The sequence below is a fragment of the Streptomyces sp. NPDC002788 genome (assembly GCF_053592115.1).
Map to the genome: position 1 here is coordinate 72,198 of NZ_JBSFVB010000018.1, position 22,972 is coordinate 95,169.

Consider the following 22,972-nt stretch of genomic DNA (forward strand, 5'->3'; position numbering starts at 1 on the left):
ATCACGTCACCCGAATGTTTGAACGTCACCGGCCGACTGGCCGAGAACACGTGATCGCCCGGTCACCCGCCCAGGCCACACCCGGAAGGGGGAGCCGCCCGGCGCCCCGGCTCGGCTCGAGCGGAGCCCGCGCGCCGGGGCGTACGCCATGAGGGCTAGCCTCACGATGTGGACAATCCTCGCACCCGGCCGCGCGTCGGCCACATCCAGTTCCTGAACTGTCTGCCCCTTTACTGGGGGCTCGCGAGAACGGGCACGCTCCTCGACTTCGAGCTCACCAAGGACACCCCTGAGAAGCTCAGCGAGAAGCTGGTGCAGGGCGATCTCGACATCGGTCCCGTCACCCTGGTCGAGTTCCTCAAGCACGCCGACGACCTGGTCGCGTTCCCGGACATCGCCGTCGGCTGCGACGGCCCGGTGATGTCCTGCGTGATCGTCTCGCAGGTCCCGCTGGACCAGCTGGACGGCGCCCGCGTCGCCCTCGGGTCGACCTCCCGCACCTCCGTCCGCCTCGCCCAGCTGCTCCTCGCCGAGCGCTACGGCGTCCAGCCGGACTACTACACCTGCCCGCCGGACCTCAGCCTGATGATGCAGGAGGCCGAGGCCGCCGTCCTCATCGGCGACGCGGCGCTGCGCGCGAACATGCTCGACGGTCCGCGCTTCGGCCTGGACGTGCACGACCTCGGCGCACTGTGGAAGGAGTGGACGGGCCTGCCGTTCGTCTTCGCGGTCTGGGCGGCGCGCCGCGACTACGCGGAGCGCGAGCCGGCCATCACGCGCAAGGTGCACGAGGCGTTCCTCGACTCCCGCAACCTCTCCCTGGAGGAGGTCGGCAAGGTCGCCGAGCAGGCCGCCCGCTGGGAGGCCTTCGACGAGGAGACCCTCGCCCGCTACTTCACCACCCTCGACTTCCGCTTCGGCGCCCCGCAGCTGGAAGCGGTCGCCGAGTTCGCGCGCCGGGTCGGCCCGACGACCGGCTTCCCGGCCGACGTGAAGGTGGACCTGCTCCGGCCGTGAGCCGGGCGGCGCTCCCCGGCGACTCCTCGGCGGCCCTGCTCTAACGAGGTCGTCCACGAGGGAACCGGAACTGACTCTGCCGGACGGCGAGTTGCGGGACCTGACGGCAGCCTGCCCGGCCACGTGGGCGGCCCCCCACGGAGCCGGCCCGGCGGCCGGCTCCCGAGGGCCGGGTTCGGCAGCCCCTCGCTGGCGGTGCCGGACGCCGGTACGGGCGTGGCCGGGGCCGGGGGCTGTGCCCCACCGCCACCGAACGGGCCGGAGGTCTACTCGACTTGCAGGTGTGTGACGTCTGACACCGGGCACGTGCGTGACGGGGGATGAGATCCGGTCAGGAACCGCTGATCCTGAACATTCGACGGATCTGCACACCGTTCACCGCGTGGTCGGTCGGACACCCGGTCAGGAGCGGGGCACGGCCCCTGGTGTCCGCCGCGCGGTGCGTTCCCGTACCGCAAAGCGGCGGAAAGCGTGAAGAGGGTGGAGGGGCCGGTTACCGAATGGCCACACTCATGCATTCGGTCACCGAAGTCCCCCGCATATCCACAACGACTGACTGGCCGCTTCTTTTCCCCACGTGCTTTGATCAGTCGCGCTCGAGCACCTCGCAAATATGAAACGAAGGGAACCGCCACCCATGGCCTTCACCCCGCAGATCCAGACCGCCCAGATGTCCGACGCCGAGCTGGACGCCATCGCCGGCGGCCAGGCGGGCGGCGCTGCCGCGGGTGCCGGGGCCGCAGCCGGGCTCTACGTCGAGACCACGGCCGCCGGCCTCACCACCGGCGTCGGCACCGGAGCGGGCCTCGCCGTCTCGCCCGCGGGCGTCGCGGCGGACCTGCACCTCAACGCCGCCGTCGCTTCCTGACGCAACGCGGAGAAGGCCCCGGATCTCCGATCCGGGGCCTTCTCGTGTCTCGGGCAGGGTCGGCAGGGGAGGTGGCGCGAAGGGGAATCGGCTTGAGCGCGCGGGAAGTTGGCCGTGTGAAGCCGAGAGCGAAGCCTTAGGGTTTGGGGCAAGTGGGACGCTGACAGGGCTCGTCCGCGTCACCGCAGGTCCACACACGACGCCGGGGAATTGCGCCATGCCGCGACAGTGCACCTCACACTCGTCTGGCTCGACGGGAAGAAGGACAGGGCGGCGCGGAGCGCCGGGTGGTGTCGCGTGGCCCGACTCCGTTCTCACCGGGCGCAACGCGCCCCCCGAGCAGACGGCTTGGGCTCCGAATCTCGCCCTGCTGGCGGTCCAGCCGTCCGCCGCGGACGCCGTCGAACCGGCCGTGGGATGAGCACCGCCCTCCTGGCCGCCGTCGCCGCGCTCTGGGGCGCGGCGGCGGGCGCGTTGCTGCCGCGTGCGGCCTACCGGTTCTCGGCGCCCTCGGGGGAGCCGTGGCGGGAGCAGTGCCCCGGCGGGCATGCCGTCAGGGGCTGGCTGGGGCGGGCCTCGTGTCCGCGGTGCGAGGGGGCCGGGTACGGTCCGTCCACGGCACCCCTGATGTTCGCCACCGCCCTCGTCTGCGCGGCCCTCGCCGGTGCCACCGGTACCCGCCCCGAGGTGGGCGTCTGGCTGCTTCTCGCCCCCGTCGGCATCCTGCTCACGGTCGTCGACTTCCGCGTGCGCCGGCTCCCCGACCCGCTCACCCTCCCCTTCGCCGCTGCCGCCCTGGCCCTGCTGGGTGTCACCGCCCTGGCCCCCGAGCACACGGGGGAGTGGACCACCGCACTGCTCGGCTCTCTGGCCCTGGGCGGCGGCTACTTCGTCCTCTTCCTCGTCAACCCCGCGGGCATGGGCTTCGGCGACGTCAAACTCGCCCTGGGGGCCGGCGCCGTCCTCGGCTGGTACGACTGGCCGACAGTCATGCTCGGCACCTTCGCCGGCTTCCTCCTGGGCGCCCTGTACGGCGGCGCCCTCGTGGTCATGCGCCGAGCCGACCGCAAAACGGCCATCCCCTTCGGCCCGTTCCTGATCACCGGGGCGTTTCTCGGGCTTCTCGTGGGCGCGTACACGGCCTGACACCGCGTCAGCCGCCGCTTCGGCCCGCCCGCAGCGGTTCATCAGTTGACGCGGACGCGGTAGGCGACCTACCACACCACGTACAAGGGGAGAAGAGACGCCGAGCGGCCGGGTCCACCCGGGCAGCAGGCAGGGGGCGATGAACCGGGCGGGGTGGAACCCCCTGGGCGCGAACCCATACTCCTCCTGCGGGCGGACGTCCAGGATCCTTCCCAATTGTCATGATGCTGATCATGACAACCGCATCCCCGCACCCCGACCCGCACCCGACCCCGAACCTCCCCCCGTACCCGAACCTCCCCTCGTACCCGACTCCGCACCCGCCCCCGTACCCCACCCCGCACTCCACCGGTCTCCCCTACCACCGCCTGGACCGAGCGACGGGGCACCACCGCTGGTGGCGGCCCGTGACGGGCACCCTGTTGCTTCTCGGCGGCTACTTCGTGCTCGTCATGGTGCTGTTCGTCGGTTCCTACGCGCTCGGCACGGCGGCCGGACTGCCGGAAGCGCCCGACGGCGGTGCCGATTTAGGGCTCCTGGGCAATACGGCGATGGAACTGGCGTCCATCGCGACAGCTCTGCCCCTCGTGCTGCTGCTCGTGCTGTGGCCGGGCCGCAGACCCGTCGGCACCGTGTCGTCGGTCACCGGGCGGTTGCGGGCCGGCTGGCTGGGCCGGTGTCTGCTGGCCGCAGTGCCGCCCATCGCCCTGCTGATGGTGACGGCCTTCTTCCTGCCGGGGTCCGAGGGGTCCGACGTCTGGGTGGGCTGGCGTTCCTTCCTCGTCTCCCTGGCCGTGCTCGTCGTCCTCGTCCCGCTGCAGGCCGCGGCCGAGGAGTACGTCTTCCGGGGCTGGTTGACCCAGGCGGTCGGGGCCTTCGTGCGGTCGCCGTGGTTCGCGGTGCTCCCGCAGGCGGTGCTGTTCGCCGCCGCCCACGGCTGGGGCACCCGGTGGGGCTTCACGGGTCTGTTGCTGTCCGGTCTGGTGGGTGGATGGCTGACGATCCGCACGGGCGGGCTGGAAGCGGCCATAGCCCTGCACGTCCTGAACAACCTGCTGGCCTTCGGCGCCTCCGCCGCGGTGGTCGGCGGGCTGTCGTCCGACGAGACCGCGGCCGACGCGCCGTGGCAGCTGGCCCTCGCGGCCATGACCACGGAACTGCTCTACGCCGCGATCGTGCTGTGGCTCGCCCGGCGGCACCGGCCGCAGCGCCTCTCGGCGCCGAGCACCCCGCACGCGCCGTTGCACGGCCCGGCCCGTACGGCCTGACGTCCGGCCCGGCGAACCCCTGGCGTACGCTGGGCTGGTCCGTCCACAACCCTTACGAAAGGGACGCCCGGTGACCGAGAAGGCCGACCTTCAGCCCATCCTCGACCGTGCAGCCGCCGGTGGACGGATCACCCCGGACGAGGCACTCGTGCTGTACCGGGACGCCCCGCTGCACGCGCTGGGCGCTGCCGCCGACACCGTACGCCGCCGCCGCTACGCGGGCACCGAGCACATCGCGACGTACATCATCGAGCGCAACATCAACTACACGAACGTCTGCGTCACGGCATGCCGCTTCTGCGCGTTCTACGCCGCGCCCAAGGACACCGCCAAGGGCTGGACGCGCGACCTGGACGACATCCTGCGCCGGTGCGCCGAAACGGTCGAGCTGGGCGGCACCCAGATCATGTTCCAGGGCGGGCACCACCCGGACTACGGCGTCGAGTACTACGAGAAGCACTTCGCGGCGATCAAGAAGGAGTTCCCGGAGCTGGTCATCCACAGCCTGGGGGCGTCCGAGGTCGAGCACATGGCCCGGATCTCCAAGGTGTCCGTCGAGGAGGCCATCCAGCGCATCCACGCCGCCGGGCTCGACTCCTTCGCCGGTGCCGGTGCCGAGCTGCTGCCCGAGCGGCCCCGCAAGGCCATCGCCCCGCTGAAGGAGTCGGGCGAGCGCTGGCTGGAGATCATGGAGATCGCGCACGACCTGGGCGTCGAATCCACCTCCACCATGCTCATGGGCACCGGCGAGACCAACGCCGAGCGCATCGAGCACCTGCGGATGATCCGGGACGTCCAGGACCGCACGGGCGGCTTCCGCGCCTTCATCCCGTACACCTACCAGCCCGAGAACAACCACCTGAAGGGCCGGACGCAGGCCACGCTCTTCGAGTACCTGCGGATGATCGCCGTCGCGCGGCTGTTCATGGACAACATCGCCCACATCCAGGGCTCGTGGCTGACCACGGGCAAGGAGGTCGGGCAGCTCTCCCTGCACTACGGCGCCGACGACCTCGGTTCGATCATGCTGGAGGAGAACGTGGTGTCGTCGGCCGGTGCCAAGCACCGGTCCAACCGGATGGAGATCATCGACCTCATCCGGAAGGCCGGCCGGGTGCCCGCGCAGCGGTCGACCACGTACGAGCACCTCGTCGTCCACGACGACCCGGCGAACGACCCCGTCGACGACCGCGTGGTCTCCCACATCTCCTCCACGGCCATCGAGGGCGGCACGGCTCACCCCGAGCTGAAGCTGCTGGCGCCCAACTGACCCGACCGTGCTGACGATTCATGCCGCCCCGCTGGTCCTGCCGGCGGACGCGGAACCCGTCGTGGACGGAGCCGTCGTGGTGGACGGCGACCGGATCACGGCCGCCGGGCCGTACGAGGAGGTCGCCGCAGGGGCGTCCGGCGCACGCGTGCGGCGCTGGCCGGGCGTGCTCACACCGGGCCTGCGCCAGTGGCACCCGTTGTGGCTGCTGCGCCACTGCTACCACCCCGACCCGCGCGAAGCCGACGAGCTGGGCGATCAACCCCTGTGGGGCGAGCGGCTGGCCGCCCTCGGCGATCTCGGCGAGACCCGCTGGTCGGGCAGCGTACGGCGTGGGGTGCAGCGGATGCTGCGGTACGGCACGACGGCAGTCGCCTCTCCCGGCGCCCGCTTCCGCGATCCGCTGGTGGCCACGGCCGTCGCCCGGTCAGGGCTGACCGTCGTGGGAACCACGCGGGCCCCGGGCGTCCTGCTCGGCGAGCGGCCCGACCTCGACCCGTTCGCCGAGGGGTACGACCTCCAGGGCACTGTCCACGGCCCGCTGGCCGTCGGAGGCCGGGCCGACCTGGCCGTGTTCGACGTACCCGACGAGACGGCCCTGCGCGAGCGCGGCGCGGCGACCTGTGTGGCGACCGTGCTGGCCGGCCGGCTGGTGTACCGGGCCCGCTGACCCGGGCTCAGCCCGCGAACGCCTCTTTGAAGATGTCGCCGTCGTACGACGAGCCGTAGTTCATCGTCATGAGGTTGACGGTGGAGACCTGCACGCCGTTGTCGTCGGCGGAGCCGAGCAGCGCGCCACGCCGTTTCCGTCCAGGCCCGAGGGCATCACCGGGAGCGTGAAGCGAGACGGCACGGGGGGCGTCGCCGTGGGAGCCGCGTCGCCCCGCCCGGAGCATCCCGCGGTGGCGAGGGCGAGCAGGCAGCCCAGCCCGAGCGTGAACGTCTCACATGAACAGGGGCACCCAGGGCGAGTTCCGCGGGGATACCTGAGAACTGCCAGAGGAAGGACGGCTTCGGTTGTTTCTCATGGGCCTCTCACATGAAAAACCATTGAGCCCGTAAAGGCGCCCTATGTCCGAGGAATGCGTTCCGAGCCTGCCATCGAAAACCGCCCCGTTCGCGGTCGCCGTCGCAAACGCGGCAACGAATCCGCCGAAGGGCCGGTGCCCGCTTTCGAGGCGTACCTGCCGTGGGAGAGCCAGTGGTTCATGTTCGGCGTGGGCTGGGTGCTGATCGCGGCGTTCGTGCTGCTGTGCCGGTGGGTGGAGGACGTGGCCGCACGGAAGAAGCCGCGGCTCCCGCCCGGCGGGGGCCCTGCAAGAATGGGCCCGTGACCCGCGCATCCCTGGACAAGCAGCCGCACGAAGTCGCCTCGATGTTCGACGACGTGGCGGAACGGTACGACCTGACCAACGACGTGCTGTCCCTCGGCCAGGACCGGCGATGGCGCAAGGAGGTCGCCAAGGCCGTCGACGCACGCCCCGCGCAGAAGGTCCTGGACCTGGCGGCGGGCACGGGCACCTCCTCGCTGCCCTTCGCCCGCACCGGCGCCTACGTCGTACCGTGCGACTTCTCCCAGGGCATGCTCAAGGTCGGCAAGCAGCGGCAGCCCTGGCTGCCCTACACCGCCGGCGACGCGACGCGGCTCCCCTTCAAGGACGACACCTTCGACGCCGTCACCATCTCCTTCGGGCTGCGCAACGTGCAGGACACGGGCGCGGCGCTGCGGGAGATGCACCGGGTGACCCGGCCCGGCGGGCGGATCGTGATCTGCGAGTTCTCGCACCCGACCTGGGCGCCGTTCCGCACCGTCTACACCGAGTACCTGATGCGCGCCCTGCCGCCGGTCGCCCGGGCCGTCTCCTCCAACCCCGACGCCTACGTCTATCTCGCCGAGTCCATCCGCGCCTGGCCCGACCAGCCCGCGCTCGCGGAGCTGCTGGGCGAGGCGGGCTGGTCGCGGGTGGCCTGGCGCAACCTGAGCGGCGGGATCGTGGCTCTGCACCGGGGCTTCAAGAAGAGCTGATCGCCTGCCGGGGGCCGAGGACCGTGGACGGGTCGCCCGGCTCGTCCAGTTCCCGCCTCAGTCCTCCCCGGGGCGGACACGGGGTGCGCGGTTCGTGCACGCCCCCGCCGCCCTCGCCCGGCCCGAAGTCGAACCACACGTAGACCGGCGAGTCCCGCGGCACCTCGGCACCGGGCTGCGGGTACTGGCGTACGACGTAGTCGACGACGACGCGAGGGAAGTCCGGCCGGTCCGGCGCGTTGAGCGACAGGCCCCGCGCCCGGGCCGTCTCGCGCGCGTCCACGGCCATCAGGCCGACCAGACGCGGTACGCGCACTTCGGGTGTCTTGCGGGATATGTGCACAGATGTCACCCCCAGCGGTACGGGAAGGGTAACTCCCGCCCCGCACCGGCCGGAAGCGCCAAGTGCCTTTCCGTGACAGTCGATCACTGTCCGTCACCCGCCACCCGGCGTTCTCCTGCCCCTCGTGTCTGTCGTCGCCCTCGGGGTGTGCCGGCCCGCTCAGGCCGCTCGGAGGTCCAGCCGGTAGCAGTGCCCCGCCCGCTTCGACGCCGGCGTCGTGAACGTCTCGGCGAGGCGCATCCCCAGCCGCTGTGTCACCGCGATGGACCGGATGTTGCGGGAGTCGACCATGGCCACCACGCCCGGTACGCCCGCCGCACGCATCCGCTCCAGCGTCTGCCGCGCGGCGGCGGTGACGTAACCCCTGCCCCAGTACTCCCGGCCCAGCCGCCAGCCGATCTCGATCTCGCCCGCCGGGCCCCACTCCCGCTCCCACGGCTGCGCGCCGGTGAAGCCGATGACCTGGCCGGACTCGTCGAGCACGGTCCACAGGCAGAAGCCGAGTTCGGCGTCGTGCCGGCGCTGGCGGGCGGTGAGCTCCTCGTAGACCGAGAGTTCCGCGGGCCTGCCGCCCTGGAACTCCATGACGTCCGGGTCGTCGAAGATCCGGTGCCAGACGAACGCGTCCTCGTGGGTGGGGACGCGAAGGCGTACGGCGGGGAGAGCTCGGTCCACGGGGCAGCCCTTCAGTCGGGTGATGGATGACGCTGCATAGACTGCCCATGTCCCGTGCCGGTCGGCACATCAATTCCGAACTTGGGGAGATCCCGCAGTGAGTGTCGTGACCGAGCCGCTCTCCGAGAACACCGCCGATGTGATCGTCGTGGGCGCGGGGCCGGCCGGCTCCACGACCGCCTACCACCTCGCCAAGGCGGGACTCGACGTCCTCCTGCTGGAGAAGACCGAGTTCCCCCGCGAGAAGGTCTGCGGCGACGGCCTCACCCCGCGTGCCGTCAAGCAACTGGTGGCGATGGGCATCGACATCTCGCAGGAGGCCGGCTGGCTGCGCAACAAGGGTCTGCGCATCATCGGCGGCGGGGTGCGGCTCCAGCTCGACTGGCCGGATCTCGCCTCCTTCCCCGACTACGGCCTCGTCCGCAAGCGCGACGACTTCGACGAGCAGCTCGCCCGGCAGGCGCAGAAGGCGGGCGCCCGGCTGTTCGAGCGCTGCAACGTGGGCGCGCCGATCCTGGACGACCGTACGGGCCGGATCACCGGCGTGCACGCCAAGCTCGGTGAAGAGAAGCGCGAGGTCACCTTCCACGCCCCGCTCGTCGTGGCCGCGGACGGCAACTCCACCCGCCTGTCCCTCGCGATGGGCCTGCACCGCCGCGAGGACCGCCCGATGGGCGTGGCGGTGCGCACGTACTTCACCAGCCCGCGCCACGAGGACGACTACCTGGAGTCCTGGCTGGAACTGTGGGACCGCCGCGGCCCCCAGGACCGTCTCCTGCCCGGCTACGGCTGGATCTTCGGCATGGGCGACGGCACCTCGAACGTCGGCCTCGGCGTGCTGAACACCTCCGACTCCTTCAAGGAGCTGGACTGGCGCGAGGTCCTGAAGGCCTGGTGCGCGTCCATGCCGGAGGACTGGGGCTACACCCCCGGCAACATGACCGGACCCATCCGCGGCGCCGCGCTCCCCATGGCCTTCAACCGTCAGCCGCACTACACCAAGGGCCTGCTGCTCGTCGGCGACGCCGGCGGGCTGGTGAACCCCTTCAACGGCGAGGGCATCGCCTACGCCATGGAGTCCGGCCAGATCGCCGCCGACGTCATCGTCCAGGCGCACGCGCGGGCGACGCCCGCCGGGCGCGAACTGGCCCTCCAGCGCTACCCCCGCGTCCTCAAGGACACCTACGGCGGCTACTACACGCTCGGCCGCGCCTTCGTGAAGCTCATCGGCAACCCGAAGGTCATGCAGATCGCCGCCCAGCGCGGCCTCACGCACCCCCTGCTGATGAAGTTCACGCTGAAGCTCCTCGCGAACCTCACCGACCCGACGGGCGGCGACGCGATGGACCGCATCATCAACGGGCTGAGCAAGGTGGCACCGAAGGCCTGAACAGTCACCCGGGCCTTCGGCGCCGAGGACCGCCGAAGGCCCGGTTCGGGTGCTCACCGCCCGGGTGCTCGGCTTGCCCAGGGGCGGTCCGGCCCTACGGCGGCGTCGGCCAGGTCGCTACCGGGACGCAGGAGACTTCCCGCCCGCCACGGGACCGAGGAGGCCGTCAGGCTTCGCACGTCTCGTCGGCAACGCCCTGCCATATGCGGATGATTCGGGCTGCGGGACGCTGTCGGGAACGCGAGCCGTGACGGCTGCCGGGGCGTGAACCCCCGCAGTGCATGGACGGACCGCTGTGCCGGTCGGCCTCGAGAAGGGCCCTGAAGGCCCCTGGAGCGCCTCGGGGGCGGGCCGAGGAGGGCCGGGGCCTCTTGGCCCCGGACAGGCCGGGAGGGCCGTCGCCTCGGAGTGGCAGCGGCCCTCAAGCCCGTTTCGTGTGGAGGTGTCGGACGGCGCGTGCGTCAGAGGACGCGCACCGCGCCCGTCGCCGGGTAGCCCGACAGGTCCTGGATGACGACGCCCTTGGACGGGTTGGCCGCGTCCAGGTACTGGCCGTTCCCGATGTAGACGCCCACGTGGTAGGCGGATCCCTTGGCGCCCCAGTAGAGGATGTCGCCGACCTGGAGGTTCGACAGCGAGACCTCGGTGCCGGCCATCGACTGGTCCTGCGAGACGCGCGGCAGATCCACACCGACCTGCTTGTACGCGGCCTGCACGAGGGAGGAGCAGTCCCAGGCGTTGGGACCGGTGGCGCCCATGACGTAGGCGTCGCCCACCTGGGCCTTCAGGAAGGCGATGACCGTCGCGACGCTGCCGCTGGCGGGCGCCGAAACCGTCGTGGAGGCGGACGCGGAGGCGGAGAGGGTGGCGCGCTCGGCGCTGCGCGTGGCGCGCTCGGCGGCGGCCTTGCGGGCGGCCTCGGCGGCCTTCTTCTTGGCCTCCGCCTTCTTCTTCGCCGCGGCGAGGTCCTTCTCGGCCTCCGCGGCGGCCTTGGCGGCGGCCGCGTCACGCTCGGCGCGCAGTTCGTAGTTCGCGGCCGCCTGCTGGGTGGCGGCCGCGGACTGGGCGACCTGAGCGGACAGGTCGGCCGTCAGGGTGGGCAGTTCGATGGTCTGCGTCACCGGCTCGGCGGCGCTCGCCGAGGCCGACGCACCCGCCGCCGCCATGCTGAGGACGCCACCGGTGACTCCGGCGCGCACGGCGATCGAAGCGGTCGCGCTGCGGCGGGGCTTCCGGTGGCTGCGTATGTGAGCGGTGTGGGACATGGGAACAACCGGTACCAGGGGCTCCTTCATATCTTCAAGAAACGTGTGCTGCGCCACAGTTACTCAATCGGACCCCGAAAACCCCCGAACGAGCTCCTTTATTGACGCCGTAACGGACATTGCGGGCGCCCCGTGATCGGCCTGTGATCACGGCGTTTGATCAATACGTCCGAATTGCCCCGCACCTACCACCGGTTGGGTTGATTGGCCAAGCCCCGTTCTCACGGAGCTCTCATCCATGTGACAGAGGTCACGGAACGGTTACCCCGGGGGTCGCGTCCCGGTGCGTAGATCACGGCCGGATCACGGCCTCGCGAAGATCGTGAACGGATGCACGTGTCCACACCGTGCTTCGCGGGCCCTCTGAAGTGTGAACGCGCCTCTATCAAGAGATCGACTCCACCGCCAATTTGCATGCACGTGAACTCTCTTGATATGGAGACGCACCCTCCGGCCTGCGCTGACGAGCCAAAATGTCACCTCTGGTGATCACTCGGACGCTTCGCGTGTGAAGATCACTGCTCATCCGACTTCATGATCGATCGTCAGGTGGTGGAGATCACAAAGCTTGTGCAATACCCCGTGTCGCAGATCACAGAGCGACAGGCATAAGATGCACGCGGTTGGGCTTGTGACCTGCTTCACATGTTCCCGATCTTCGCCGGGGCGGGCGGGGTTCGAGGGGCCGGTGGGGCGGATGTGAGCCCGATGCAAACCGCCAGCAGTCAGTGCCGACTGAGAGGAGCGAGGAGCGGTGAACGCTTATGCGCCCATCCTCGTACTGGGAGCCCTCGGGGCAGGCTTTGCGATCTTCTCCGTGGTCATGGCCACGTTGATCGGACCAAAGCGGTACAACCGGGCCAAGCTCGAGGCCTACGAGTGCGGTATCGAGCCGACCCCCACGCCGGCAGGTGGCGGGCGCTTCCCCATCAAGTACTACCTGACGGCGATGCTCTTCATCATTTTCGATATCGAGATCGTCTTCCTCTACCCCTGGGCCGTCACCTTCGACGCCCTGGGGATCTTCGGGCTCGTGGAGATGCTGCTCTTCGTGCTCACCGTCTTCGTCGCGTACGCGTACGTATGGCGGCGCGGCGGCCTGGAATGGGACTGAGGGGCCACACGTCATGGGACTCGAAGAAAAGCTGCCGAGCGGCTTCCTGCTGACCACCGTCGAGCAGGCCGCGGGCTGGGTGCGCAAGTCGTCGGTCTTCCCGGCCACCTTCGGCCTCGCCTGTTGCGCCATCGAGATGATGACCACCGGCGCCGGCCGCTACGACCTGGCGCGCTTCGGCATGGAGGTCTTCCGCGGTTCGCCCCGCCAGGCGGACCTGATGATCGTCGCGGGCCGGGTCAGCCAGAAGATGGCGCCGGTGCTCCGGCAGGTCTACGACCAGATGCCGAACCCCAAGTGGGTGATCTCCATGGGGGTCTGCGCCTCCTCCGGCGGCATGTTCAACAACTACGCCATCGTCCAGGGCGTCGACCACATCGTGCCGGTCGACATCTACCTCCCCGGCTGCCCGCCCCGGCCGGAGATGCTGATGGACGCCATCCTCAAGCTCCACCAGAAGATCCAGTCCTCCAAGCTCGGCGTGAACGCCGAGGAGGCGGCCCGCGAGGCGGAGGAGGCGGCGCTCAAGGCCCTGCCCACGATCGAGATGAAGGGGCTGCTGCGGTGAGCGACGCGAACGGCAACGGGGCCAACCCCGAGAAGGACCTCTCCGCGGAGAACCTCCCCGGCCAGCGCGGCGAGGGCGGCGAGGAGATCCGCGTCCAGCGCGGGATGTTCGGCGCCGACAACGGCGGCGACACCTCCGGTTACGGCGGCCTGGTCCGCTCGGTCCGGCTCCCGGGACCGGCGACCCGCCCCTACGGCGGCTGGTTCGACGAGGTCGCCGACGAGCTCGAGGGCGCGCTGGAGGAGCAGGACCTGCTCCCCGCCAACGCCATCGAGAAGACGGTCGTCGACCGCGACGAGCTGACCTTCCACATCGAGCGCGAGCACCTGGTCCGCGTCGCACGCACCCTGCGCGACGACCCGGCCCTGCGCTTCGAGCTGTGCACCGGCGTCAGCGGCGTCCACTACCCGAACGACAAGGGCCGCGAGCTGCACGCCGTCTACCACTTGCGCTCGATCACCCACAACCGGCTGATCCGGCTGGAGGTCAGCTGCCCCGACAGCGACCCGCACATCCCGTCGCTGTTCTCGGTCTATCCGACGAACGACTGGCACGAGCGCGAGACGTACGACTTCTTCGGCATCGTCTTCGACGGTCACCCGGCCCTGACGCGGATCATGATGCCGGACGACTGGCAGGGCTTCCCGCAGCGCAAGGACTACCCCCTCGGCGGCATCCCCGTCGAGTACAAGGGCGCCCAGATCCCGGCTCCGGACCAGCGGAGGTCGTACTCGTGAGCACTCCCAACCCGTCGCACGGCCACCACCCCTCGTCGAGTCCCTCCGGGACCACCTCTTCGATCGCAGCCCCTCGCGAGACCACCGAGGGCACCGTCTACACCGTCACCGGCGGCGACTGGGACGAGGTCGTCCAGTCCGCGGCCCGCGCCGACGACGAGCGCATCGTCGTCAACATGGGCCCGCAGCACCCGTCCACGCACGGCGTGCTCCGCCTGATCCTGGAGATCGACGGCGAGACCGTCACCGAGGCCCGCTGCGGCATCGGCTACCTGCACACCGGCATCGAGAAGAACCTCGAGTACCGGAACTGGACGCAGGGCACCACCTTCGTGACGCGCATGGACTACCTGACGCCGTTCTTCAACGAGACGGCGTACTGCCTCGGCGTCGAGAAGCTCCTCGGCATCGAGGACCAGATCCCGGACCGCGCCTCGATCATCCGGGTGCTCCTGATGGAGCTGAACCGGCTCTCCTCGCACCTGGTGTGCATCGCCACCGGCGGCATGGAGCTGGGCGCCACGACGATCATGATCTACGGATTCCGTGATCGTGAACTCATTCTCGACATCTACGAGCTGATCACCGGCCTGCGGATGAACCACGCGTACATCCGCCCCGGCGGACTCGCCCAGGACCTGCCGCCCGGCGCGGTGGACCAGATCCGCGAGTTCGTGAAGAAGATGAACAAGAACCTCCCGGAGTACGACAAGCTCGCCACCGGGAACCCCATCTTCAAGGCCCGTATGCAGGACGTCGGCTACCTCGACCTGGCCGGCTGCATGGCCCTCGGCGCGACGGGCCCGATCCTGCGCTCCACCGGCCTGCCGCACGACCTGCGCAAAACCCAGCCGTACTGCGGCTACGAGACCTACGACTTCGAGATCGCGACCGCCGACACCTGCGACTCCTACGGCCGCTTCCTGATCCGACTGGAGGAGATGCGCCAGTCGCTCAGGATCATCGAGCAGTGCCTGGACCGGCTCCAGCCCGGCCCGGTCATGGTCGCCGACAAGAAGATCGCCTGGCCCGCCCAACTGGCCCTGGGCCCCGACGGCCTCGGCAACTCCCTCGACCACATCAAGAAGATCATGGGCACCTCCATGGAGGCCCTGATCCACCACTTCAAGCTGGTCACCGAGGGCTTCCGGGTCCCGCCGGGACAGACGTACGCGGCGGTCGAGTCGCCCAAGGGCGAACTCGGGGTGCACGTCGTGTCCGACGGCGGCACCCGCCCCTACCGGGTCCACTTCCGCGACCCGTCCTTCACCAACCTGCAGGCGATGGCGGCGATGTGCGAGGGCGGCCAGGTCGCCGACGTCATCGTCGCCGTCGCGTCCATCGACCCCGTGATGGGAGGCGTCGACCGGTGACCACCTCATCTTCCGAGCGGGGCGTCAGCCTGGGCATGCCCGAACTGCCCGCACCCGCCTACCCGGACGACGTCCGGGCCCGGCTGGAGACCGACGCGCGCGAGATCATCGCCCGCTACCCGGACTCCCGGTCCGCCCTCCTGCCGCTGCTGCACCTCGTGCAGGCCGAAGAAGGGCACGTGACCCGCACCGGCATGCGGTTCTGCGCGGACCTGCTCGGCCTGACCACGGCCGAGGTCACCGCGGTCGCGACCTTCTACACCATGTACCGCCGCCGGCCGAGCGGTGACTACCAGGTCGGGGTGTGCACCAACACCCTGTGCGCCGTCATGGGCGGGGACGCGATCTTCGAGGAGCTCCAGGAGCACCTGGGCGTCGGCAACGGCGAGACCACCGGCGACGGCAAGGTCACCCTGGAGCACATCGAGTGCAACGCGGCCTGCGACTTCGCGCCGGTCGTGATGGTCAACTGGGAGTTCTTCGACAACCAGACCCCGGCCAGCGCCAAGCGCCTCGTCGACGACCTGCGCGCGGGACGGCCGGTCACGCCCACGCGCGGTGCGCCCCTGTGCACCTTCAAGGACACCGCCCGGATCCTGGCGGGTTTCCCCGACGACCGGGACGGGGCCGTCGAGGCCGGTGGCAGCGCGGGGCCGGCTTCCCTGGTGGGCCTGAAGCTCGCCAAGGGTGAGGCCGCTCCCGCACGCGTGGTGCACCCGCGTGGTGAGGCGGCCCGGACCGAGGCACCGCACGAGCCGTCACCGACGGAGCACTTGAGCTCGCACGACGCGCCGCAGGACACGTCGGCCTCCGACCCTTCCCACCCGTCGCCCCCCACCACCCCTGATGGAGGGGCTCCGCCCCGCCCCGCCGATACGGCCGGGCCTGCCGCCGAGGAGGGGGAGTGATGACCTTGGCACCCGAGCTGAAGGACATGAGCCCCGAGAAGCTGCTCGCACCGGTGCTGTCGGCCTTCTGGGACGAGGACAGGTCCTGGACGCTGGACGTGTACCGACGGCACGACGGCTACGAAGGGCTGCGCAAGGCGCTCGCCATGTCGCCGGACGACGTGATCGCGTACGTCAAGGAATCCGGTCTGCGCGGGCGCGGCGGCGCGGGATTCCCCACGGGCATGAAGTGGCAGTTCATTCCCCAGGGGGACGGAAAGCCGCACTATCTGGTTGTCAACGCCGACGAGTCGGAGCCCGGGACGTGCAAGGACATCCCGCTCCTCCTCGCGAACCCGCACAGCCTCATCGAGGGCATGATCATCGCGTGCTACGCCATCAGGTCGTCGCACGCCTTCATCTACCTGCGTGGTGAAGTCGTCCCGGTGCTGCGGCGGTTGCACTCGGCCGTCCGCGAGGCCTACGAGGCGGGCTTCCTCGGTGAGGACATCCTGGGCAGCGGACTCGACCTCGACATCACCGTGCACGCGGGCGCGGGCGCGTACATCTGCGGTGAGGAGACCGCACTGCTCGACTCGCTCGAAGGCCGCCGGGGTCAACCGCGGCTCCGTCCCCCCTTCCCTGCCGTCGCGGGCCTCTACGCGTGCCCGACTGTGGTGAACAACGTCGAATCGATCGCTTCGGTTCCCGCGATCATGCAGCGGGGCAAGGACTGGTTCCGGTCGATGGGGAGCGAGAAGTCGCCCGGCTTCACGCTCTACTCCCTCTCCGGCCATGTCGCGAGCCCCGGCCAGTACGAGGCGCCGCTCGGGATCACGCTCCGCCAGCTCCTCGAGATGAGCGGCGGCATGCGCCCCGGGCACCGCCTCAAGTTCTGGACGCCGGGCGGCTCCTCGACCCCGATGTTCACCGACGAGCACCTCGACGTCCCCCTTGACTACGAAGGAGTGGGCGCCGCGGGTTCCATGCTCGGCACCAAAGCCCTCCAGTGCTTCGACGAGACGACCTGCGTGGTCCGTGCCGTCACGCGCTGGACCGAGTTCTACGCCCACGAGTCCTGCGGCAAGTGCACGCCCTGCCGCGAAGGCACCTACTGGCTCGTGCAGCTGCTGCGCGACATCGAGGCCGGCAAGGGACAGATGTCCGACCTCGACAAGCTGAACGACATCGCCGACAACATCAACGGCAAGTCCTTCTGCGCCCTCGGCGACGGCGCCGCCTCGCCGATCTTCTCCTCGCTCAAGTACTTCCGCGAGGAGTACGAGCAGCACATCACGGGCCGGGGCTGCCCCTTCGACCCTGCCAAGTCGACGGCTTGGGCCGACCGCACGGAGGTGAACGCATGACCGTGACCACCAACGCTCCCTCAGGCGGGGGAGAGGCGGCGGTCCCGCCGGAGGACCTCGTGTCGCTGACGATCGACGGCGCGGAGATCAGCGTGCCCAAGGGCACCCTGGTCATCCGGGCCGCCGAACAGCTCGGCATCGAGATCCCCCGGTTCTGCGACCACCCCCTCCTCGACCCGGCCGGCGCCTGCCGCCAGTGCATCGTCGAGGTCGAGGGCCAGCGCAAGCCGATGGCGTCCTGCACCATCACCTGCACCGACGGCATGGTGGTGAAGACCCATCTCACCTCCCCGGTCGCCGAGAAGGCCCAGAAGGGTGTGATGGAGCTCCTGCTCATCAACCACCCGCTGGACTGCCCGGTCTGCGACAAGGGCGGCGAGTGCCCGCTGCAGAACCAGGCCATGTCGCACGGCGACGCCGAGTCCCGCTTCGAGGGCCGCAAGCGGACCTACGAGAAGCCCGTCCCGATCTCCACGCAGGTGCTGCTCGACCGCGAGCGGTGCGTGCTGTGCGCCCGTTGCACCCGGTTCTCCAACCAGGTGGCGGGCGACCCGATGATCGAGCTGATCGAACGGGGCGCGCTCCAGCAGGTCGGCACCGGCGAGGGCGACCCGTTCGAGTCGTACTTCTCCGGCAACACCATCCAGATCTGCCCGGTCGGCGCGCTGACCTCGGCGGCGTACCGATTCCGCTCCCGCCCCTTCGACCTGGTCTCCTCCCCGTCGGTGTGCGAGCACTGCTCCGGCGGCTGCGCCACCCGCACCGACCACCGGCGCGGCAAGGTCATGCGGCGGCTCGCGGCCGACGACCCCGAGGTCAACGAGGAGTGGATCTGCGACAAGGGGCGCTTCGCCTTCCGGTACGCGCAGCAGCGGGACCGGCTCACCACGCCGCTGGTGCGCAACGCCGAGGGCGAGCTGGAACCGGCCTCCTGGCCCGAGGCGCTGCAGATCGCGGCCCAGGGGCTGCTGGCCTCCCGGGGCCGCACCGGCGTCCTCACCGGCGGCCGCCTCACCGTCGAGGACGCCTACGCGTACAGCAAGTTCGCGCGGGTGGCGCTCGACACCAACGACATCGACTTCCGCGCGCGCGTGCACAGCGGCGAGGAGGCCGACTTCCTCGCCGCCCAGGTCGCCGGACGCGGCCGGGACCTCGACGGCACGGGCGTCACGTACACCGCGCTGGAGAACGCACCGGCCGTCCTGCTGGTCGGGTTCGAGGCGGAGGAGGAGGCGCCCGGCGTCTTCCTGCGGCTGCGCAAGGCCTGGCGCAAGCACGGGCAGAAGACCTTCTCGCTGGCCACGCACGCCACCCGGGGTCTGGAGAAGGCCGGCGGCACGCTGCTGCCGGCGGCTCCCGGTACCGAGACCGAGTGGCTGGACGCGCTCGCGCGCAACGTGGGCCTGGAGGACGACGGCGCTCTCGCCGCCGAGGCGCTGCGCGCCGAGGGCGCCGTGATCGTCGTCGGAGAGCGGCTGGCCGCCGTGGCCGGCGGCCTCACCGCCGCCGTGCGCACCGCCTCCGCGACCGGGGCCCGGCTGGTGTGGATCCCGCGCCGGGCCGGGGAGCGCGGCGCGGTCGAGGCGGGCGCGCTGCCGTCGCTGCTGCCGGGCGGGCGTCCGGCCACCGATCCACGCGCGCGTGACGAGGTCGCCGGTGTCTGGGGCGTCGCCGGTCTCCCGCACCGCTACGGCCGCGACACCGGCCAGATCGTGGAGGCCGCCGCGACCGGAGAGCTCCAGGCCCTGCTGGTGGCGGGCGTGGAGATCGCCGACCTGCCCGACCCGGCACGCGCGCGTGCCGCGCTCGACGAGGTCGGCTTCCTGGTCTCGCTCGAACTGCGGCCCAGCGAGATCACCCGCAAGGCCGACGTGGTCCTGCCCGTCGCCGCGGTCGCCGAGAAGGCCGGCACCTTCCTCAACTGGGAAGGCCGGGTCCGCTTCTTCGAGGCCGCGCTCAAGCCCGACCACATGACCCGCCGCCTCGCGCCCACCGACGCACGCGTGCTGCAGATGGTGGCCGACGCCATGGACGTCCACCTCGGACTGCCGGATCTGCGCACCGTGCGGGCGGAGATCGACCGGCTCGGCGCCTGGGACGGCCCGCGGGCCGGCGAACCCCTGGAGACCGCGGGCCCGCTGCCCCGTCCGGCCGCCGGGGAGGCCGTCCTCGCCGGGCACCGGCTGCTGCTCGACCAGGGCGTCCTGCAACAGGGCGACGAGGCACTCGCCGGAACCCGGCACGCCGCAAGCGCGCGTCTGTCGGCCGCCACGGCCGCCGAGGTGGGCGTCGAGGACGGTGACCTCCTCGCGGTGACCGGCTCACTGGGAGTCGTCGAACTCCCGCTGCACATCAGTGACATGCCCGACCGGGTGGTGTGGCTCCCGCTGAACTCCACCGGCGGCGGCGTCGCCTCCGACACCGGGGCACGGCCCGGCTCCCTCGTCCGCATCGGCCCGGCGACGCTCGCCGGCGAGGCCCCCAAGGAGGTGGAGGCATGAGCCCGTACTTCGCCGCTGAAGACCTCTCGATGTTCGGCCGCGACCCCTGGTGGCTGGTCGTCATCAAGGCGGTGTTCTGCTTCGCCTTCCTGATGGTGACCGTGCTCGTCTCCATCGTCATGGAGCGCAAGGTCGTCGCCTGGATGCAGCTGCGCATCGGTCCCAACCGGCACGGCCCCTGGGGCTTGCTCCAGTCGCTCGCCGACGGCATCAAGCTGATGCTGAAGGAGGACGTCATCGTCAAGCGCGCGGACAAGGCGGTGTACGTCCTCGCGCCGATCGTCGCGGCCATCCCGGCCTTCATGGCGATCGCGGTGATCCCCTTCGGGCCGGCCGGCAACGAGATCTCGATCTTCGGCCACCGCACCACGATGCAGCTCACCGACCTGCCGATCGCCGTGCTCTACCTCCTCGCGGTCGCCTCGGTCGGCATCTACGGCATCGTCCTGGCGGGCTGGAGTTCCGGTTCCACCTACCCGCTGCTGGGCGGCCTCCGCTCCTGCGCGCAGATGATCTCGTACGAGATCGCGATGGGCGCCGCCTTCGCCTCCGTGTTCCTCTACTCGGGGTCGATGTCGACGTCGACGATCGTCGAGGGGCAGACCGACCGCTGGTACATCCTGCTGCTGCCGGTGTCCTTCATCCTCTACATCGTGACGATGGTCGGCGAGACCAACCGCGCCCCCTTCGACATGCCTGAGTCCGAGGGCGACCTGGTCGGCGGCTTCAACACCGAGTACTCGTCGATCAAGTTCGCGATGTTCATGCTCGCCGAGTACGTCAACATGGTGACCGTCTCGGCCGTCGCCACCACCCTCTTCCTCGGCGGCTGGCGGGCCCCCTGGCCGATCAGCACCTTCTGGGAGGGCGCCAACCACGGCTGGTGGCCGCTGCTGTGGTTCACGGTCAAGGTCCAGCTGCTGCTGTTCATGTTCGTCTGGCTGCGCGGCACCCTCCCGCGCGTCCGCTACGACCAGCTGATGAAGCTCGGCTGGAAGGTCCTCATCCCGGTCTCGCTGGTGTGGCTGATGCTCGTCGCGAGCGTCCGGGCCTTCAGGAACGAGGGCTACGACTTCGCCGACATCGCCCTCTACGTCGGCGGCGGCGTGCTCGCCCTGCTGCTGCTCTCCTTCGTGGTCGACATGTTCCGCGAGAAGACGAAGCAGGCCGAGCAGCCCACTGAGACCCCGGCCGCCTTCGACCCGATGGCGGGCGGATTCCCCGTACCGCCCCTGCCGGGGCAGGAACTCCCACCGGTCCCGCGACGCCGCTCGCGCCGTGAGCGGGAACTGATCGTCAGTGGTGGGCCCGATACTCAGAGTGACGAATCTCTGGGCGGTACTACGGATGGAAAGGAGGCGTCCGATGGCTGAGGAACCGAAGGACACCAAGCCCGGGTTCCAGAACCCGGTGGCCGGCTTCGGCGTGACCTTCAAGGCCATGTTCAAGAAGCGGCTGACCGAGCAGTACCCGGAGCAGCAGAAGACCACGGCTCCGCGCTTCCACGGACGGCACCAGCTCAACCGCCATCCGGACGGCCTGGAGAAGTGCGTCGGCTGCGAACTGTGCGCATGGGCGTGCCCCGCCGACGCCATCTATGTGGAGGGCGCGGACAACACCGACGAGGAGCGCTACTCGCCGGGCGAGCGGTACGGCCGCGTCTACCAGATCAACTACGCCCGCTGCATCCTGTGCGGCCTGTGCATCGAGGCCTGCCCCACGCGTGCGCTCACGATGACGAACGAGTTCGAGCTGGCCGACTCCAGCCGGGCCAACCTCATCTACACCAAGGAGCAGCTGCTCGCCGGCCTGGAGGAGGGCATGGTCGACACGCCCCACGCCATCTACCCGGGCACGGACGAGCAGGACTACTACCGGGGCCTGGTCACCGAGGCCGCGCCCGGTACGGAGCGGCAGGTCGCCCACTCCAAGGGCGAGGTCGTGCAGGAGGCCGACTCGACCTTCGGCGGGACCGAACCGGCGTCGGAGAAGGTGATCGACCGATGACCGCCCAGCTCGCCGCCTACTCCACCTCCACCGGAGAGGCCGTCCAGTTCTGGATCCTCGGCACCGTCGCGGTGATCGGCGCCCTGTGCACCATCCTCATGAAGAGGGCCGTGCACAGCGCGCTCTGCCTCGCCGGGACCATGATCATCCTGGCGGTGTTCTACCTCGCCAACGGTGCCTACTTCCTGGGCGTCGTGCAGATCGTCGTCTACACCGGCGCGATCATGATGCTGTTCCTGTTCGTGGTGATGCTCGTCGGCGTCACCGCGGCGGACTCCCTGAAGGAGACCATCAAGGGCCAGCGCTGGCTGGCCCTGCTGTGCGGGCTCGGTTTCGGCGTCCTGCTGTTCGCCGGGATCGGCAACGCCTCACTCAGAGAGTTCAACGGCATCGGCCAGGCCAACGCCGGGGGCAACGTGGAGGGCATCGCCGCCCTGATCTTCACCAAGTACGTCTTCGCGTTCGAGATCACCGGCGCCCTGCTCATCACGGCCGCCGTCGGCGCCATGGTGCTCACCCACCGCGAGCGCACCGAGCGCGCCAAGACCCAGCGCGAACTCTCCGAGGAGCGGGTCCGCGCAGGCAAGCAACTGCCGCCGCTGCCCGCCCCGGGTGTGTACGCCCGGCACAACGCGGTCGACATCGCGGGCCTGCTGCCCGACGGCACCCCGTCCGACCTCACCGTCAGCAAGACCCTGCGCGAGCGCGGCCAGATCCGTGACGTGTCGCGGGAGGCGCTCAACGACCTCAAGGCCCTGGAGCAGCGGTCCGAGGAGCGCCTGGAGCGCAGGGCGGTCGGGCCGGCGAACCTCAAGCGGTCCGAGGAGGCGTCGAAGTGAACCCCGTCAACTACCTCTATCTCGCGGCCCTGTTGTTCACGATCGGCGCCACCGGCGTGCTGATCAGGCGCAACGCGATCGTCGTGTTCATGTGCATCGAGCTCATGCTCAACGCCTGCAACCTCGCGTTCGTCGCCTTCTCCCGCATGCACGGCAACCTCGACGGCCAGATCATCGCCTTCTTCACGATGGTCGTCGCCGCCGCGGAGGTCGTGGTCGGGCTCGCGATCATCGTGTCCCTGTTCCGTGCCCGCCACTCGGCCTCGGTCGACGACGCCAGCCTGATGAAGCTGTAAGGGGTCGGAAGAATC

22 protein-coding genes and 2 pseudogenes are annotated in these 22,972 nt (G+C 70.2%); 20 read left to right on the forward strand and 4 right to left on the reverse strand.

All coding sequences use genetic code 11. From position 1 onward, the window contains the following. Window positions 1-168: 168 nt before the first annotated feature. The 6 genes from ACWD1U_RS29280 to ACWD1U_RS29305 all read left to right on the forward strand — a co-directional run bounded on the left by ACWD1U_RS29280 (window position 169) and on the right by ACWD1U_RS29305 (window position 6,239). Window positions 169-1,017, forward strand: coding sequence for a menaquinone biosynthetic enzyme MqnA/MqnD family protein (locus tag ACWD1U_RS29280; RefSeq protein ID WP_451111987.1), 849 nt, complete (start codon window positions 169-171; stop codon window positions 1,015-1,017). A 637-nt stretch (window positions 1,018-1,654) separates the two neighbouring features. Continuing rightward, the gene (locus ACWD1U_RS29285; RefSeq protein WP_451111988.1) at window positions 1,655-1,885 is read left to right on the forward strand and encodes a hypothetical protein; all 231 of its coding nucleotides are present in this window, start codon (window positions 1,655-1,657) and stop codon (window positions 1,883-1,885) included. A gap of 417 nt (window positions 1,886-2,302) precedes the next feature. Then, a complete protein-coding gene (locus ACWD1U_RS29290; RefSeq protein ID WP_451111990.1) occupies window positions 2,303-3,031 on the forward strand; it encodes a prepilin peptidase in 729 nt (242 codons plus the stop codon). Between the two features lie 233 nt (window positions 3,032-3,264). Beyond that, complete coding sequence (locus tag ACWD1U_RS29295) at window positions 3,265-4,299, forward strand: CPBP family intramembrane glutamic endopeptidase (protein WP_451111991.1); 1,035 nt, start codon at window positions 3,265-3,267, stop codon at window positions 4,297-4,299. A 70-nt stretch (window positions 4,300-4,369) separates the two neighbouring features. After that, window positions 4,370-5,569 carry a cyclic dehypoxanthinyl futalosine synthase gene (gene mqnC / locus ACWD1U_RS29300; protein ID WP_451111993.1) on the forward strand — a complete coding sequence of 400 codons (1,200 nt, stop codon included), beginning with the start codon at window positions 4,370-4,372 and terminating at the stop codon, window positions 5,567-5,569. A gap of 7 nt (window positions 5,570-5,576) precedes the next feature. Further along, a complete protein-coding gene (locus ACWD1U_RS29305) occupies window positions 5,577-6,239 on the forward strand; it encodes a hypothetical protein (RefSeq protein WP_451111994.1) in 663 nt (220 codons plus the stop codon). Between the two features lie 31 nt (window positions 6,240-6,270). Here ACWD1U_RS29305 and ACWD1U_RS29310 read toward each other — a convergent pair. Beyond that, window positions 6,271-6,410: pseudogene (locus ACWD1U_RS29310) on the reverse strand (hydrolase); the annotation flags it as partial. 322 nt (window positions 6,411-6,732) lie between these two features. Here ACWD1U_RS29310 and ACWD1U_RS29315 point away from each other — a divergent pair. Both ACWD1U_RS29315 and ACWD1U_RS29320 read left to right on the forward strand, forming a co-directional pair. Continuing rightward, window positions 6,733-6,903, forward strand: a pseudogene (locus ACWD1U_RS29315) (acyltransferase family protein); the annotation flags it as partial. Continuing rightward, the gene (locus ACWD1U_RS29320) at window positions 6,900-7,595 is read left to right on the forward strand and encodes a demethylmenaquinone methyltransferase (protein ID WP_451111996.1); all 696 of its coding nucleotides are present in this window, start codon (window positions 6,900-6,902) and stop codon (window positions 7,593-7,595) included. The pseudogene ACWD1U_RS29315 and the gene ACWD1U_RS29320, both read left to right, overlap by 4 nt. Here the strand turns inward: ACWD1U_RS29320 and ACWD1U_RS29325 are convergent. Next, on the reverse strand, window positions 7,582-7,911 hold the full coding sequence (locus ACWD1U_RS29325; RefSeq protein ID WP_451111997.1) for a PASTA domain-containing protein: 330 nt from the start codon (window positions 7,909-7,911) through the stop codon (window positions 7,582-7,584). The genes ACWD1U_RS29320 and ACWD1U_RS29325 overlap by 14 nt on opposite strands. A gap of 186 nt (window positions 7,912-8,097) precedes the next feature. Next, a complete protein-coding gene (locus tag ACWD1U_RS29330) occupies window positions 8,098-8,613 on the reverse strand; it encodes a GNAT family N-acetyltransferase (protein ID WP_451111998.1) in 516 nt (171 codons plus the stop codon). A 97-nt stretch (window positions 8,614-8,710) separates the two neighbouring features. Between ACWD1U_RS29330 and ACWD1U_RS29335 the strand changes: the two genes are divergently transcribed. Next, on the forward strand, window positions 8,711-10,003 hold the full coding sequence (locus ACWD1U_RS29335) for a geranylgeranyl reductase family protein (protein WP_451112000.1): 1,293 nt from the start codon (window positions 8,711-8,713) through the stop codon (window positions 10,001-10,003). A 461-nt stretch (window positions 10,004-10,464) separates the two neighbouring features. Here the strand turns inward: ACWD1U_RS29335 and ACWD1U_RS29340 are convergent, their stop codons facing one another. Then, window positions 10,465-11,298, reverse strand: a complete 834-nt coding sequence (locus tag ACWD1U_RS29340; protein ID WP_451112002.1) for a C40 family peptidase — start codon at window positions 11,296-11,298, stop codon at window positions 10,465-10,467. A gap of 724 nt (window positions 11,299-12,022) precedes the next feature. On the opposite strand from ACWD1U_RS29340, the gene ACWD1U_RS29345 reads away from it, so the two are divergent. The 11 genes from ACWD1U_RS29345 to nuoK all read left to right on the forward strand — a co-directional run bounded on the left by ACWD1U_RS29345 (window position 12,023) and on the right by nuoK (window position 22,957). Then, complete coding sequence (locus ACWD1U_RS29345; RefSeq protein WP_003974383.1) at window positions 12,023-12,382, forward strand: NADH-quinone oxidoreductase subunit A; 360 nt, start codon at window positions 12,023-12,025, stop codon at window positions 12,380-12,382. Window positions 12,383-12,395: 13 nt separating this feature from the next. Next, window positions 12,396-12,950 (forward strand): NuoB/complex I 20 kDa subunit family protein, encoded by a 555-nt coding sequence (locus ACWD1U_RS29350; protein WP_018528252.1) that lies wholly within the window; start codon window positions 12,396-12,398, stop codon window positions 12,948-12,950. Beyond that, on the forward strand, window positions 12,947-13,687 hold the full coding sequence (locus tag ACWD1U_RS29355; protein WP_451112004.1) for an NADH-quinone oxidoreductase subunit C: 741 nt from the start codon (window positions 12,947-12,949) through the stop codon (window positions 13,685-13,687). The genes ACWD1U_RS29350 and ACWD1U_RS29355 overlap by 4 nt, the downstream gene beginning before the upstream one ends. Window positions 13,688-13,749: 62 nt before the next feature. Next, the gene (locus tag ACWD1U_RS29360) at window positions 13,750-15,060 is read left to right on the forward strand and encodes an NADH-quinone oxidoreductase subunit D (protein WP_451112127.1); all 1,311 of its coding nucleotides are present in this window, start codon (window positions 13,750-13,752) and stop codon (window positions 15,058-15,060) included. Further along, window positions 15,057-15,968 (forward strand): NADH-quinone oxidoreductase subunit NuoE, encoded by a 912-nt coding sequence (nuoE, locus tag ACWD1U_RS29365; RefSeq protein ID WP_451112006.1) that lies wholly within the window; start codon window positions 15,057-15,059, stop codon window positions 15,966-15,968. Before ACWD1U_RS29360 ends, nuoE begins: the two co-directional genes overlap by 4 nt. Beyond that, window positions 15,968-17,314, forward strand: a complete 1,347-nt coding sequence (gene nuoF, locus ACWD1U_RS29370; protein ID WP_451112007.1) for an NADH-quinone oxidoreductase subunit NuoF — start codon at window positions 15,968-15,970, stop codon at window positions 17,312-17,314. The genes nuoE and nuoF overlap by 1 nt, the downstream gene beginning before the upstream one ends. After that, window positions 17,311-19,815 (forward strand): NADH-quinone oxidoreductase subunit G, encoded by a 2,505-nt coding sequence (locus ACWD1U_RS29375; RefSeq protein ID WP_451112008.1) that lies wholly within the window; start codon window positions 17,311-17,313, stop codon window positions 19,813-19,815. Before nuoF ends, ACWD1U_RS29375 begins: the two co-directional genes overlap by 4 nt. Continuing rightward, on the forward strand, window positions 19,812-21,188 hold the full coding sequence (gene nuoH / locus ACWD1U_RS29380) for an NADH-quinone oxidoreductase subunit NuoH (protein ID WP_451112010.1): 1,377 nt from the start codon (window positions 19,812-19,814) through the stop codon (window positions 21,186-21,188). Before ACWD1U_RS29375 ends, nuoH begins: the two co-directional genes overlap by 4 nt. Beyond that, entirely contained in the window at window positions 21,181-21,822 is a 642-nt protein-coding gene (gene nuoI / locus ACWD1U_RS29385) for an NADH-quinone oxidoreductase subunit NuoI (protein ID WP_397616975.1), read from the forward strand. Before nuoH ends, nuoI begins: the two co-directional genes overlap by 8 nt. Then, window positions 21,819-22,661: an NADH-quinone oxidoreductase subunit J gene (locus tag ACWD1U_RS29390; RefSeq protein ID WP_451112012.1), complete on the forward strand. Its 843-nt coding sequence runs from the start codon at window positions 21,819-21,821 to the stop codon at window positions 22,659-22,661. Before nuoI ends, ACWD1U_RS29390 begins: the two co-directional genes overlap by 4 nt. Further along, window positions 22,658-22,957, forward strand: coding sequence for an NADH-quinone oxidoreductase subunit NuoK (gene nuoK, locus ACWD1U_RS29395; protein ID WP_003992252.1), 300 nt, complete (start codon window positions 22,658-22,660; stop codon window positions 22,955-22,957). The genes ACWD1U_RS29390 and nuoK overlap by 4 nt, the downstream gene beginning before the upstream one ends. Window positions 22,958-22,972 lie beyond the last annotated feature (15 nt).